Annotated in this window: 14 protein-coding genes; 9 read left to right on the top strand and 5 right to left on the bottom strand. The window is 66.2% G+C overall.

The features are described 5' to 3' along the window. Positions 1–35: 35 nt before the first annotated feature. Complete coding sequence (locus tag KVX96_RS02360; RefSeq protein ID WP_261192611.1) at positions 36–1,004, bottom strand: L-threonylcarbamoyladenylate synthase; 969 nt, start codon at positions 1,002–1,004, stop codon at positions 36–38. Between the two features lie 114 nt (positions 1,005–1,118). Between KVX96_RS02360 and KVX96_RS02365 the strand changes: the two genes are divergently transcribed. The 5 genes from KVX96_RS02365 to KVX96_RS02385 all read left to right on the top strand — a co-directional run bounded on the left by KVX96_RS02365 (position 1,119) and on the right by KVX96_RS02385 (position 5,270). Then, a complete protein-coding gene (locus KVX96_RS02365; RefSeq protein ID WP_261192612.1) occupies positions 1,119–2,837 on the top strand; it encodes an acyl-CoA dehydrogenase in 1,719 nt (572 codons plus the stop codon). Further along, a complete protein-coding gene (locus tag KVX96_RS02370; protein ID WP_261192613.1) occupies positions 2,834–3,880 on the top strand; it encodes an MBL fold metallo-hydrolase in 1,047 nt (348 codons plus the stop codon). Before KVX96_RS02365 ends, KVX96_RS02370 begins: the two co-directional genes overlap by 4 nt. A gap of 38 nt (positions 3,881–3,918) precedes the next feature. After that, positions 3,919–4,383: a DUF6173 family protein gene (locus KVX96_RS02375; protein WP_261192614.1), complete on the top strand. Its 465-nt coding sequence runs from the start codon at positions 3,919–3,921 to the stop codon at positions 4,381–4,383. 99 nt (positions 4,384–4,482) lie between these two features. Then, the gene (locus KVX96_RS02380) at positions 4,483–4,620 is read left to right on the top strand and encodes an aa3-type cytochrome c oxidase subunit IV (RefSeq protein WP_261192615.1); all 138 of its coding nucleotides are present in this window, start codon (positions 4,483–4,485) and stop codon (positions 4,618–4,620) included. A gap of 38 nt (positions 4,621–4,658) precedes the next feature. Then, positions 4,659–5,270, top strand: coding sequence for a hypothetical protein (locus KVX96_RS02385; protein ID WP_261192616.1), 612 nt, complete (start codon positions 4,659–4,661; stop codon positions 5,268–5,270). Here KVX96_RS02385 and KVX96_RS02390 read toward each other — a convergent pair. Together KVX96_RS02390 and KVX96_RS02395 are read right to left on the bottom strand one after the other, a co-directional pair. Then, a complete protein-coding gene (locus tag KVX96_RS02390) occupies positions 5,267–5,590 on the bottom strand; it encodes an AzlD domain-containing protein (protein WP_261192617.1) in 324 nt (107 codons plus the stop codon). The genes KVX96_RS02385 and KVX96_RS02390 overlap by 4 nt on opposite strands. After that, on the bottom strand, positions 5,587–6,303 hold the full coding sequence (locus tag KVX96_RS02395; RefSeq protein ID WP_261192618.1) for an AzlC family ABC transporter permease: 717 nt from the start codon (positions 6,301–6,303) through the stop codon (positions 5,587–5,589). The genes KVX96_RS02390 and KVX96_RS02395 overlap by 4 nt, the downstream gene beginning before the upstream one ends. Positions 6,304–6,360: 57 nt before the next feature. On the opposite strand from KVX96_RS02395, the gene KVX96_RS02400 reads away from it, so the two are divergent. The 3 genes from KVX96_RS02400 to KVX96_RS02410 are packed head-to-tail and all read left to right on the top strand — an operon-like array spanning position 6,361 to position 9,665. Further along, a complete protein-coding gene (locus tag KVX96_RS02400; protein ID WP_261192620.1) occupies positions 6,361–7,242 on the top strand; it encodes a formate dehydrogenase accessory sulfurtransferase FdhD in 882 nt (293 codons plus the stop codon). 21 nt (positions 7,243–7,263) lie between these two features. Next, positions 7,264–7,887 carry a molybdenum cofactor guanylyltransferase MobA gene (gene mobA / locus KVX96_RS02405; RefSeq protein ID WP_261192621.1) on the top strand — a complete coding sequence of 208 codons (624 nt, stop codon included), beginning with the start codon at positions 7,264–7,266 and terminating at the stop codon, positions 7,885–7,887. Next, positions 7,884–9,665 (top strand): bifunctional molybdopterin-guanine dinucleotide biosynthesis adaptor protein MobB/molybdopterin molybdotransferase MoeA, encoded by a 1,782-nt coding sequence (locus tag KVX96_RS02410; protein WP_261192622.1) that lies wholly within the window; start codon positions 7,884–7,886, stop codon positions 9,663–9,665. Before mobA ends, KVX96_RS02410 begins: the two co-directional genes overlap by 4 nt. Positions 9,666–9,824: 159 nt before the next feature. On the opposite strand, the gene KVX96_RS02415 is transcribed toward KVX96_RS02410, so the two are convergent. Beyond that, on the bottom strand, positions 9,825–10,847 hold the full coding sequence (locus KVX96_RS02415; RefSeq protein ID WP_261192623.1) for a hypothetical protein: 1,023 nt from the start codon (positions 10,845–10,847) through the stop codon (positions 9,825–9,827). Positions 10,848–10,880: 33 nt separating this feature from the next. After that, on the bottom strand, positions 10,881–11,351 hold the full coding sequence (gene greA, locus KVX96_RS02420) for a transcription elongation factor GreA (RefSeq protein ID WP_261192624.1): 471 nt from the start codon (positions 11,349–11,351) through the stop codon (positions 10,881–10,883). 322 nt (positions 11,352–11,673) lie between these two features. Between greA and KVX96_RS02425 the strand changes: the two genes are divergently transcribed. Continuing rightward, a complete protein-coding gene (locus KVX96_RS02425) occupies positions 11,674–13,326 on the top strand; it encodes an electron transfer flavoprotein-ubiquinone oxidoreductase (RefSeq protein WP_261192625.1) in 1,653 nt (550 codons plus the stop codon). The last annotated feature ends 97 nt before the right edge of the window (positions 13,327–13,423 follow it).

A 13,423-nucleotide genomic window follows, 5' to 3' on the forward strand; every position in this document is an offset into this window, starting at 1 on the left:
GGGCGCTTACCGCTTGTGGGAATGGGTTTTCGCCGTCAGCCGCGCGGCGCTGCCGCCCGGCGCAGGCGGTCGTTGATCGCGCGGCCCAGCCCGGTTTCGGGGATCGGGGAAACGGCGATGGCCTCGGCTTCTGCCCCGTCCAACTCATGCAGCATCGCAAAAAGGTTCGCCGCTGCTTCCAGTAGATCGCCCGCCGGAGACAGGTTCAGATCCGCCCCTTCCACAGCGCCAAACCCCAGCAAGACCTCGCCCGCGCGCTTCTCCTGCGCATTCAGCCGCACCGGCGCGCCGGGGGCGTAGTGCGATTCGAGCTGGCCGGGGGAGGAGGGCGCATCGGGGCTGGAGCCGCCCAGCCTCAAAGGCGCGCCGATGGCGGCCTCCAGCGCCTCGGCAGGCAGGCCTCCGGGGCGCAGCAGCACGGGCGTTTCCCCGTCAAAGCCGACGATGGTGCTTTCCACGCCAACGCCACAGGCGCCGCCGTCCAGAATGGCGTCGATCCGCCCGTCGAGGCCCTGCGCCACATGGGCGGCCTGCGTGGGGCTGATCTTGCCCGACGGGTTGGCCGAGGGCGCGGCCACAGGGCAGCCTGCCGCCTCAAACAGCGCCTGCGCCAAAGGCGCATCGGGCACGCGCAGGCCCACGGTGGGCAGCCCCGCCGACACCAGCTTTGACAAGGGCGCGCCGGGTTTCATCGGCACCACGAGCGTCAGCGGCCCCGGCCAGAAGGCCTGCGCCAGCCGCAGCGCCGCATCGGGGAAATCGGCCAAGGCCTGCGCCGCCTCAAGCGAGGCCACATGCACGATCAGCGGGTTGAACTGCGGCCGCGCCTTGGCCTCGAAAATCTGCGCCACCGCCGCATCGTTGCCCGCATCCGCGCCAAGCCCGTAGACCGTCTCTGTCGGGAAGGCCACGAGCCCGCCTGAGCGCAGGACGTCACCGGCCCGTTTTATGGCCCGTTCGATGCCGCTTTCCGTGGCGTCCAGATATTCGGTCTTTTGGGTCATGATCTCTGACGCTGCGTTCCGGTTGCCGGTTGACGGCCCATGGCTAGGGTGGCGGATGAGTTGAGTGATTAGCGCCGGAGTCCGCCGATTCCAAGCGCTCCGAGGGAGAAGCCCATGCCATACCGTGCCCCTGTCGAGGATTTCCGCTTCATTTTCGACGAGATCGTCGGCCTGAGCGAGGTTGTTGCCACCGAGCGTTTTGCCGAAGCCACGAGCGATGTCACCCACGCCGTGCTCGGTGAGGCGGGCAAGATGTGCGAAGAGGTGATCGCGCCTGTGAACCGCGCGGGCGATCTGCATCCGGCGCGGCTGGAAAACGGCGTCGTGCGCTCCTCGCCCGGCTTTGCCGAAGCCTATGAGGCCATCCGCGAGGGCGGTTGGGTCGGGCTCGCGGCGGACCCGGAGTTCGGCGGCATGGGGCTGCCCTTCTCCGTGGGCACGGCCGTGAACGACATGATGGCCTCGGCCTGCATGGCGCTGCAGCTGAACCCGTTGCTTTCGCAGGGTCAGATCGAAGCGCTGGAGCATCACGCCTCTGACGAGCTGAAAGCGCTCTACCTGCCCAAGCTCAACGCCGGCATCTGGAGCGGCACGATGAACCTGACCGAGCCGCAGGCCGGATCGGATGTGGGCGCGCTGCGCTCCAAGGCCGAGCCGAACGGCGATGGCACCTATGCGGTGTCGGGGCAGAAGATCTTCATCACCTGGGGCGACAGCGATCTGCACGAAAACACCGTGCACCTCGTGCTGGCGCGCCTGCCTGATGGCGTGGCCGGAACCAAGGGCATCAGCCTGTTCCTCGTGCCCAAGAAACTGCCCGACGCCGATGGCAACCCGGGCGTGGCGAACAGCCTGCGGGTTGTCTCGCTGGAGCACAAGATGGGCATCCACGGCTCCCCCACTGCCGTGATGGAATTTGACGGCGCCAAAGGCTGGCTCGTGGGCGAAGAGCACGGCGGCATGAAGGCGATGTTCACCATGATGAACAACGCCCGCGTCGGTGTGGCCGCGCAGGGCGTGGCCATGGCCGAAGCCGCCTACCAGCACGCGCTGGCCTATGCGATGGACCGCAAGCAGGGCAAAACGCCTGTGGCGGGCGGCCATGGCGGCATCATCGAACACGCCGACGTGCGCCGGATGCTCGCCACCATGAAGGCCGAGATCTTCGCCGCCCGCGCCATCACGCTGGCCTGCGCCGTGGCGATCGACATGCAGAACGCCACAGGCTCCGCCGATTGGACGGCCCGTGCGGCCTTCCTCACGCCGATCTCCAAAGCCTATGGCACCGATGTGGGCAATGAGGTCGCCTATCAGGGCGTGCAGATCCACGGCGGCATGGGCTTCATCGAAGAAACCGGCGCGGCGCAATTCGCCCGCGATGCCCGGATCACCCCGATCTATGAAGGCACCAACGGCATTCAGGCGATGGATCTTGTGGCGCGCAAGCTGATGGATGGCGGCGAGGCTGCTTTCCGCCTGCTGGAGGAGGTCGAGACCCACGCCGAAGCCTCCCGTGGCACCTTCCCGGAACTGGCCGAGGCTGTCTGGGGCGCGGCGGAATCGCTGCGGGAAACCACCGAGTGGCTGATTTCCTGCGAAAACCTGAACGACCGTTTCGCCGGCTGTGTGCCCTACCTGCGCGCCTTTGCCCGCGTGCTGGGTGCCCACTACCATCTGAAGGCCGCCATGGCCGAGGGCGGGGCTGGTGCGCGCACCAATCTGGCGGCCTTCTACATCAAGCGCCTGCTGCCCGAACACGCCGCCCTTCTGGCGCATGTGCAGGAGGGGGCCGAGGGGCTCTACGCCATCACCGACGCCGATCTCGCCGCATGAGCGAGGCTGGCCCGATGCGGATCGGCTACCCGATAGAGGAGCCGCCCGCCTTCGGGGCTGCGGTTCTGATCGCGGAAGGCGTCTACTGGATCCGGCTCAGCCTGCCGATGGCGCTGGATCACGTGAACGCTTACGCGCTGGACGATGGCGACGGCTGGACGCTGATCGACACCGGCCTTGATACCCGCAAGACGCGCGGCCAGTGGCAGGCGGTGCTGGACGGCCCGCTGGCCGGAAAGCCCGTGCGCCGCGTGGTGCTGACCCATTACCACCCCGATCACGTCGGGCTGGCGGCCTGGTTCCAGACCGAGCACGGCGCGGAGCTGGTGACGACGCGCACGAGCTACCTCTATGCAAGGATGCTGACGCTCGACGTGCAGGAGCGCCCGACGCCTGAACAGCTCGCGTTTTGGAAAAGCGCAGGCATGGATACGGCGATCTACGACGCCCGCAGGGAAGAGCGCCCCTTCAACTTCGCCGATGGGGTGGGCGTGCTGCGGCTCGGCTATACCCGTATCCAGCAGGATGACGTGATCACCATGGGCGGGCGGCGCTGGGTGGTGCACATCGGCCACGGCCATGCGCCCGAACATGCCACTTTCTGGAGCCTCGACGATGATCTCGTCATCGCCGGCGATCAGATCATCTCCTCCATTTCGCCCAACATCGGGCTCTATCCGACCGAGCCCGAGGCCGATCCTGTGGCCGAGTGGGACGAAAGCTGCCGCCGCCTCGCCACGCTGGCGCGGCCTGAACACGTGGTACTTGCAGGCCACAAGCGCCCCTTTACCGGGCTGCCGCTGCGGATGCGCCAGCTGATCGAGAATCACGAGGGTGCCCTGCGCCGCCTGCGCGCCCATCTCGCCGCGCCACACACCGCCGGGGAATGCTTCCCGCCGATGTTCAAGCGCGAGATCCGGGCCTCCGAATATGGGCTCGCCCTTGCCGAGACCATGGCCCATGTGGTTCACCTGTGGCATCGGGGCGAGCTATCGCGCCACCGCCGCGCCGATGGCGCATGGCTCTGGCAGATGAAAGGCTGAGCCTGCCGCGCCCCGCACTGCCAAGGGAGGAGAAGCCGTTGGAAGACGATATTCGCACCACCGCCGAAGCCGAAGAGGCAGAGGCCCTGCCGCGCGCCCATGCCGTGCACACCGATCCGGCAGCACAAGGTGCCGAGCAGCGCCCGCTGCCTGCCCGCGTGGCGCAGAAGCCTGTGGGGCAGAAAAGCCCGGCGGAATGGGCCTATGAGCGGCTGATCCTCTACATTCGCAACTTCGAGGAACAGCTCGACAACGAGCATGAGATCGCGATGGGCATGACGGGCGGCAATGCCGGCGTGCTGCGCATCGAGGGGTTGGGGTATTTCGATCCGGATATCGTTACCTTCTACGGCACCGATCCGTCGGGGGCGAAAACGCAGCTGATCCAGCATGTGAGCCAGCTCAGCGTAATGCTGCGCGCCCTGCCGCGGGCCAATCCGCAGGCCGATGTGCCACCGCAGCGGATCGGCTTCCGGCTGGCGCAGGATCTGGAAGGCGAATAGCCGCAACCTTCCTCTGAGACTGGGCCGTGACAGGGCGGGAAAAATCCGCTAGCAACGCGCTCAAACGCTGCAACAGCAACTAACAAGGGACTGCCGGACATGGCCGACGATTTCAAACCGGGTGAGATGGACATCACCGTTCAGGAAAAAACCTTCGCAGGCTTCATCAAGTGGGTGACTTGGGGCGCGACCGTCTCCATCGGCATTCTGATCTTCCTCGCGATCTTCAACAGCTGATCCGAAACCACCGGCCTTGCCGGAAGCGGGAGAACGCGATGATCCTCGATCGACGTTCCTTACTGGCGGGTTTGGCGGCCAGCACGGCCCTTGCGGGCTGTATGGCCGTCGAAGTTGGCGCATCCGACGATGAAATCGCCGCCGTGGCCTATCGCAGTCCCGGCCCGACCAAAATCACCCTCTACACGATGGTGAGCACGCAGAATGACGAAGGCCTGCATTCGGGCCTTCTGATCTCCGCTTCCCAACAGGTTCTGTTTGATCCCGCGGGCAGCTGGTATCACCAGTCGCTGCCCGAGCGCGGCGATGTGATTTTCGGGATGATCCCCCAGGCCGTCGAATTCTACGAGGATTTCCACGCGCGCGAGACGGTGAAGGTCACGATCCAATCCGTCGAGGTTTCGCCGGAAGTGGCCGAGATGGCACTTGGCCTCGCCCGCGCCAACGGGCCGGTCGGCAACGCTTTCTGCTCCAATTCGATCAGCAAGCTGCTGGTTAAACTGCCCGGGTTTGAGGCCGTGGAAGTGACCATGTTCCCGAAGAACCTGCGCGAGTCCTTCTCGCAAGTGCCGGGTGTCCAGACGCGCTATCGTCAGGATCTCGACTCTGATGATCACAAGACCTTGCTTGGCAATCAGGGCGACGTTTAAGCCAGCACGTTCAGCAGCACGAAAAGCGTGCCGGCCCCGGCAAAGATCGCGGCCAGCAGGTTTTTCGTGAAGTACCCCACAACAAGCGTCATCAGCGAGGCGGCCAGCCGGGCCGGATCCGTTTCGCCGCCTGTGGCGGGAGGCCAGACGACGAGCGGTGCGACGAGCCCCGGCAGCACTGCCACGGGCGTGTAGCGCAGAAGGCGCAGGGCCCAGTCGGGCAGATCGCGCCCGCCGATCAGGCCGAGGAAGGAAAAGCGGATCACGAAGGTGCCGATGCCGATCAGCGCGATGATCAGCCAGATTTGCGTATCACTCATGTCCAGCGCCCCTTTCGTTGCAGCCAAAGCTCCACCTGCGCCCCCACGCCCATCGCCGCAAGGGCTGCGATTAGGAGGCCTAGGTTATAGGGCAGTGCTGCGAAGAGCAGCGCCAGCAGGATCGATGTCAGCGCTGCCGCCACATGGGCCAGCGTGCGCAGCATCGGCGCGACGACGGCGAGGAAGGTGATCGGCACCGCGAAATCCAGCGCGTAGTCCGCCGGGATGCTGGCCCCGATCAGCGCGCCCACCAGCGTGAAGGCATACCAGAAGGGGCAGACGAAAGTGATCGCACCGAAGAAGAAGGCCACCTTCGCGGCCACGGACTCTGCCGGGCGGGCTTCGTAATCGGCCATGGATACCGCATAGGCCTGATCCACAAGGAAATAGGCCACGAGCGCGCGCTGCCACAGCGGGGCCGCGCCGATATGCGGGGTGAGGGAGGCCGAATACATCGCCATGCGCATGTTTACCGCCAGCGCCGTGCCGATGATCACCACCGCCGGGGCGTTTTCCGTCAGCAGTTGCACGGCGGCAAACTGCGAGGCCCCGGCGATCACCAGCACCGAGAACCCCAGCACCTGCGCCACGTTCAGCCCGGCCTCGCTCGCCACCACGCCGAAGAGCGTGGAGAAGGGCACGATCACCACGAGGAAGGGGAGCCCTTGTCGCACCCCCCGCAGGTAGGCCGATTTGATGGTGGAGGCCGGCATGTTAACTCCCTAAGGTATCGCTCAAAGCCGCTTAGGCGTTTCGGAAGGGAGTTGCAATTGGCGAGGCTTCACAGCGTCGAAGGCTACCTCATCGCCCCGGATCCCGGCCGCACGGGCCTGACCCGCGCCGTCACCGGGCTCGATCAGGCGGGCCAGCCCACCGAGATTTCAGTCGTGGAAGAGCGCCCGCTCACGATCTACCTGAACCGGCAGGAGATCGTCACCGCCATGACGATCGGCGACTACCCGGAGTATCTGGCGCTCGGCTTCCTGCGCAATCAGGGCATGCTGCACCCCGACGAGGAGGTGACGGCGGTGGATTTCGACGAGGAGCTGGAGACCGTCGTTGTCCGCACCAGGCGGGAAACCGATTACGAAGAGAAGCTGCAGAAGAAAACCCGCACCTCGGGCTGCGCCGTGGGCACGGTGTTTGGCGACATGATGGAGGGGCTTGAGGGCCTGAGCCTGCCCCAGACACCGGTGCGCACCTCGTGGCTCTATGCGCTTTCGGCGCAGATCAACCGCACGCCGAGCCTCTATCTGGAAGCGGGCGCAATCCACGGCACGGTGCTGTGCCGGGAAGATGTGCCGCTCGTCTACATGGAGGACGTGGGCCGCCACAACGCGGTGGACAAGATCGCCGGCTGGATGATGAGCACCCGCGAAGAAGCGGCGGACAAGATCCTATACACCACCGGGCGTCTGACCTCGGAGATGGTGATCAAATGCGCCCAGATGGGCATTCCGGTGCTGGTGTCGCGCTCGGGCTTCACCGCTTGGGGTGTGGAGATCGCCCGACAGGTGGGGCTCACCGTGATCGGGCGGATGCGCGGGCAGCGCTTTGTCTGCCTTGCGGGGGAGGCGCGGCTTGTTTGGGATGCCGATCCGGGCAGCGTGGCCCCGGAAGAGGGCAAGCACCGCCGGAAATCGGTGCAATGAGCGGATCGGAAGGCGGGCAACATGCGTGAACCCTATGGCGTGATCCTTGCCGGTGGCCGTGCCACGCGCATGGGCGGGGGCGACAAGGGCCTGCTGCAGATCGCGGGCCAGAGCCTGCTTGCGCGCGTGGTGGACCGTATCGCCCCGCAGGTTGCGGGCCTCGCGCTGAACGCCAATGGCGATGCGGCGCGGTTTGCGGGCTTCGGCCTACCAGTTCTGCCCGACGGAATTGCCGAGTACCCCGGCCCCTTGGCGGGGGTTCTGGCGGGGATGGATTGGGCCGCCGCGCAGGGCGCGGATCACGTGGTGAGCGTGGCCGCCGATACGCCCTTCTTCCCCGAAGATCTGGTGCCGCGCCTGTTGCTGGCGGCGGAAACCGAAGCCAAGCCCATCGCGCTGGCAGCCACACCAAGGCCCGACGGCGGCCACTGGCGGCACCCGACCTTCGGGCTCTGGCCTGTGGCCCTGCGCCATGATCTGCGGGCCGCACTGGAGGGCGGCCTGCGCAAGGTCGTGCTGTGGACAGACAGCCACGGCACCGCCACAGCGCCCTTCCCGGCCACACCCTTTGATCCCTTCTTCAACGTGAATACGCCGGAGGATCTGGAAACAGCTCGGCGCATGGCGGAAGGCGCGCGCGCATGAGGGTTTACGGGATCGTCGGCTACAAGAACGCCGGGAAAACCGGCCTCGTGGAGCGGCTCGTGGCCGAGATCACCGCGCGCGGTTTCACGGTGTCCACGCTGAAACACGCCCATCACGGGGTGGACGTGGATCAGCCGGGGCGCGACAGCCACCGTCACCGGGAGGCAGGTGCGCAGGAGGTGCTGCTGGCCTCCGCGAAGCGCTGGGCGCTGATGCACGAATTGCGCGGCGCGGCGGAGCCTGCGATGGCGGAGCAGCTTGCGCGGCTCTCGCCGGTGGATCTGGTGCTCGTGGAGGGGTTCAAGCGCGAGGATCACCCCAAGGTCGAGGCCTTCCGGCAGGTCGCGAACAACCCGCTGATCGCGGCGCAGGACGCAAGCGTACGTGCTGTTGCTGCCGATTGCGATGTGGAGGCGGGCGAGCGGCCCGTGTTCGATCTGGACGACACTGGCGCGATCGCGGATTTCATCCTTGCCGAGGTCGGGCTTGTGAAAGCCCCCGCGCCTGCGGCCCCGCTCACCCCGCCCAAGCTGAAGGACGATTGCTTCGCCCTGCCGCCGGGCGTGTCTTGGACTCCTGTGGAGGAAGCGCTCGCGCGTCTGCGCGCGGGGCTCTCCTGCGTGGTGGCGCAGGAGCGCCTGCCGCTCGATCAGGCCGCCGGGCGGATCCTCGCGCAAGATGCCATCGCGGCGCGCGCCAACCCGCCTGCCGCGAATTGCGCAGTGGATGGCTACGGGATGAGGATGTCGGATGTGGGAGGCGCTGGCCCCTTCACCCTGCCGTTGGCAGAGGGCCGCGCGGCGGCGGGCGCGCCTTATGCTGGCACGCCCCCCGCAGGCCACGCGCTGCGCATCCTCACCGGGGCGCTTGTGCCGCCGGGGATGGAGGCCGTGGTGATGGATGAGGACGTCGCCCTCGGCGAGGGCCAGATCGCTTTTGAAGGCCCGATCAAGCCCGGCGCGAACCTGCGCAAGGCGGGCGAAGACGTGGCGCAAAGCGCGATTGCCTTGCCCGCTGGCACGCTCATGGGCGCACCCGAGATTGCCCTGCTCGCGGCGGTGGGTGTGGCGGAGGTCGCGGCCTATCGCCCCTTGCGCGTCGGCGTGCTGTCCACCGGCGATGAACTGGCTCCGAGCGGCAGCACGATGGATAGGGCGCGCACCTTTGATGCCAATCGCCCGATGCTTCTGGAACTGGCCCGCCGCTGGGGCTACGTGCCGGTGGATCTGGGCCACGTGCGCGATGAGCGCAGCGCCCTGCGGGAGCGGCTGAACAGCGCCGCGCGGGAGGCCGATGTGATCCTGACGAGCGGCGGGGCCTCTGCCGGGGATGAAGATCACGTGTCGGCGTTGCTGCGGGAGGAGGGCGCGCTGCAAAGCTGGCGCATCGCCCTGAAACCGGGCCGCCCGCTGGCGCTCGCGCTCTGGGACGGTGTGCCGGTGTTCGGCCTGCCGGGCAATCCGGTGGCGGCCTTCGTCTGTTCGCTGATCTTCGCGCGGCCCGCTTTCTCGGTGCTGGCGGGCGGGGCGTGGCTTGAGCCCATGGGCTTTACCGTTCCGGCGGCCTTTTCCAAGCGCAAGAAGGCGGGGCGGCGGGAATACCTGCGCGCGCGGCTGAATGCGCAAGGTGAAGCCGAGGTCTTTGCCTCGGAAGGCTCCGGGCGCATCTCGGGGCTGGCCTGGGCGGAAGGGATCGTGGAACTGGAAGACGGCGCGCGGGAGATCGCGCCGGGCGATCCGGTGCGCTTCGTGCCCTATGGGAGCTTTGGGTTGGGGTAAGTGTGCGTCGAAGCGCTGGGAAAATATCACAACGGTAGCGCCGTCCCGAGGGGTGGCGCAAACGCGCCGCCCGTTTTGCCGGAGGCAAACCTCCGGTTTGACGGGGGCGGGACGGCGCGGCCCAACAGTGCCTGTTGGGCGGCAAATACCAAGTGAAGTCTAGTTAAACGTCCCCGAAACACGCCCGAGCAGCATGAAGGCGCGGGCGGTGCGGGTGCCGGAGAAGGCCGCGATCTCGGCGTCGGTGGCCCCATCGGCAAACTCGGCAAAGCGGGTGTCGAACTGGCGCAGGAAGTGGTGCGCGGCGTCGCGGAAGATCGGATCGGCCCGCATCCGTGCCGCCGTGAGCGCCAGCGAGGAGCGATCCCGGATCCCGCCCAGAGGCGCAACGGCGCGACCCCGCTCACCGGCCGCGAAAGCCCGCCAGATCTCGGGCCGCGCGCGGTCCGGGCGCAGGTCGTCCATGTAGATGCCTTCCTCGCTCAGCAGCGTCAGCACGTCCTGCGCGGCCTGCACGAGCTTGGCGGTGTCGCGGTGCTTGAGCGCCAGCCGCAAGGCGGTGAAGCCGTCCACGTCATCTGCATCTTCAGGGAAATTCAGCGCCCGCACGAAATCGGCGCGCGAAAGCGGCGGCTGCAGCGCTTCGGCGGGGGTGCCGAGCGCCAGCGCGGCCTGGCCTTCTTCCGTGGCGGTTTTCACCACCTCGCGGGAGATCTTCACCGCTTCGCCTTTCTCGCGCGAGGAGGTGAAGGTGGCGATCCTGTCCTCGGTTTCCTTGGTGCGCGCCGCGATCTCGTCGAGCTTCTTCTCGACCTCGGGCTTGCGCACGCTCTCCATCGCCTTCTGCTGGGCCACGTAGCTCAGGCGCAGCGCGTCGATGGCGGCCTGCAGCCGGGCGCTTTCCTCGCGCATGATGCGGCTGCTCTTGGCCGCCCACGCGCCGATCCAGATCATTGCGACGGGCAGGAAGATCGCCATCATCACCATGACGAAATGCAGCGGATCCAGCCCGGAAAGCGCAGCGCTTTCGCCGCGCATCAGGTAGAAGAAACCGCCGACGAAGGCGATCCAGACCACGGTGAGGATCACCCCGATGCGGTCAGCCGCAGAGGCTCCGCTGTCGCGGGACTGCACGGAATAGATGCCGGCGGCGGGCCGGCCCTTCTCTTGCGGTTCGGCCATAAAACAGCCTCCTGCGCCCGGGCCGCCTTTGCCTCAGACGTATTTCACACTCAAAATTTCGTAGCTCCGCTCGCCACCGGGCGTGCGGACTTCAACACTGTCGCCTTCTTCCTTGCCGATCAGGGCACGGGCCAGCGGGGATTTGAGGTTCAGCAGGCCCTTTTCGATATTGGCCTCTGCCTCGCCGACGATCTGGTACGTCTTTTCCTCGTCGGTGTCTTCGTCCACGAGTTGCACCGTCGCGCCAAACTTGATGGCGCCGGACAGCGAGGCGGGGTCGATCACCTCGGCGAGCGAGAGCATGCCCTCAAGCTCCTTGATCCGGCCTTCGATGAAGCTCTGCTTTTCACGCGCGGAATGGTACTCGGCATTTTCCGACAGATCGCCATGCTCGCGGGCTTCGGCGATGGCCTTGATGATGGCCGGGCGCTCCACGGACTTGAGCTTCTTGAGTTCTCCATCCAGCGCGATGTGGCCGGCGCGGGTCATCGGTATCTTTTCCATGAAGGCCCTGTTTTCTTCGTGTTTATGACGGCGGCAATATCCGCTTGTTAACTCAGGCGGCGCGGCGAAAGTCAAGCCTGCGCGCTTGCGCCCGGCGCTTGCCTGCCGCTGCCTGCGCCAGTGCCGAAATGCCGGGGCGGCGGTTTAGCCGGGGAAGGCGGGCCATGGCAAGGGGGCGGTGAGGGGGATTTGCGGGGCCGAATGTCGCTATCAGCCGGAATAACGCTGTGTTCCGATTGACCGGTGGGGGCGGGATTTGTAGGCCATTCTTCCAGAGAGCTAGCGAACATGGATGAGCGCGCTGCGCCGCGGGGAAGAGAATATGTCTGAGATCGAACGCGAATCGATGGAATACGATGTGGTCATCGTCGGGGCCGGCCCTGCCGGTCTGTCGGCGGCCATCCGCCTGAAACAACTGGACGTCGACCTGAACGTCGTCGTGCTGGAGAAGGGCTCCGAAGTGGGCGCACATATTCTTTCGGGCGCGGTGCTGGACCCGAGCGGGCTGGATGCGCTGATCCCGGACTGGAAGGAAAAGGGCGCGCCGCTCAACACGCCGGTGACGGAGGACAACTTCTACGTCCTCGGGGCCGCCGGCCAGATCCGCGTGCCGAACTGGCCGATGCCGCCGCTGATGAACAACCACGGCAACTACATCGTGTCGATGGGCAACGTCTGCCGCTGGATGGCCGAACAGGCCGAAGGGCTGGGCGTCGAGATCTTCCCGGGCATGGCCTGCTCCGAGCTGGTTTACGGCGAGAATGGCGAAGTGAAGGGCGTGGTGGCCGGTGAGTTCGGCAAGAACCCCGACGGCACGCCGGGGCCGGGCTATGAGCCGGGCATGGAACTGCATGGCAAATACGTGTTCCTGTCCGAAGGCGTGCGCGGCTCGCTCGCCAAGGAAGTGATCGCGAAATACAACCTCTCCGAAGGGCACGAGCCGCAGAAATTCGGACTTGGTATGAAAGAGATCTGGGAGATCGACCCGGCCAAGCACAAGGAAGGCACCGTGACCCACACGATGGGCTGGCCCCTTGGCTCCAACGCGGGCGGCGGCTCCTTCATCTACCACCTGGAGAACAACCAGGTCTATGTGGGCTTCGTGGTGCACCTGAACTACGAAAACCCGCATCTCTTCCCCTACATGGAGTTCCAGCGCTTCAAGCACCACCCGATGGTGGCCGAGCTGCTGAAAGGCGGCAAGCGTGTGGCCTATGGCGCGCGGGCGATCAGCGAAGGCGGCTATCAGTCGATGCCGAAGATGGTCGCGCCGGGCGTGGCACTGCTGGGCTGCTCTGTGGGCATGGTCAACGTGCCGCGCATCAAGGGCAACCACAACGCGATGCTCTCGGGCAAGGCCGCCGCCGAAGCCGCTTTCGAAGCCATCAAGGCCGAGCGTTCGGGCGATGAGCTTTCGGATTACGAGGTCGAGGTGCGCGAAGGCGCGATCGGCAAGGATCTGAAGCGCGTGCGCAACGTGAAGCCGCTCTGGAGCAAGTTCGGCCTCACCACCTCGCTGGTGGCCGGTGGCTTCGACATGTGGGTGAACAACCTTTTCGGCTTCTCCCCCTTCGGCACGCTCAAGCACGGCAAGACGGATGCACAGGCCACGGGCCGCGCCTCGCTCTACCCGGAGATCGACTACCCCAAGCCCGATGGCACGCTCTCGTTTGACCGCCTGACCAACGTCAGCTTCTCGATGACGAACCACGAGGAAAGCCAGCCCTGCCACCTGCAACTGAAGGATGCGAGCATCCCGATCATGGTGAACCTGCCCCAGTTCGACGAACCGGCGCAGCGCTATTGCCCGGCGGGCGTCTACGAGGTGGTGCGTGAGGAAGGCAAGGATCCGCGCTTCGTGGTGAACTTCCAGAACTGCGTCCACTGCAAAACCTGCGACATCAAGGATCCCTCCCAGAACATCAACTGGGCCACGCCGCAGGGTGGGGACGGGCCGAACTACCCGAACATGTAACAATCTCGGCAGCGGGGCGCCCATAGCGGGCGCCCCGCATTGCCTTGCCCCTGCCGAGGCCCTAGATTCGGATCAAGCAGTTCGAAATGACAGGGGC

This window comes from Pseudoruegeria sp. SHC-113 (genome assembly GCF_025376885.1).
Classification (GTDB): domain Bacteria; phylum Pseudomonadota; class Alphaproteobacteria; order Rhodobacterales; family Rhodobacteraceae; genus Pseudoruegeria.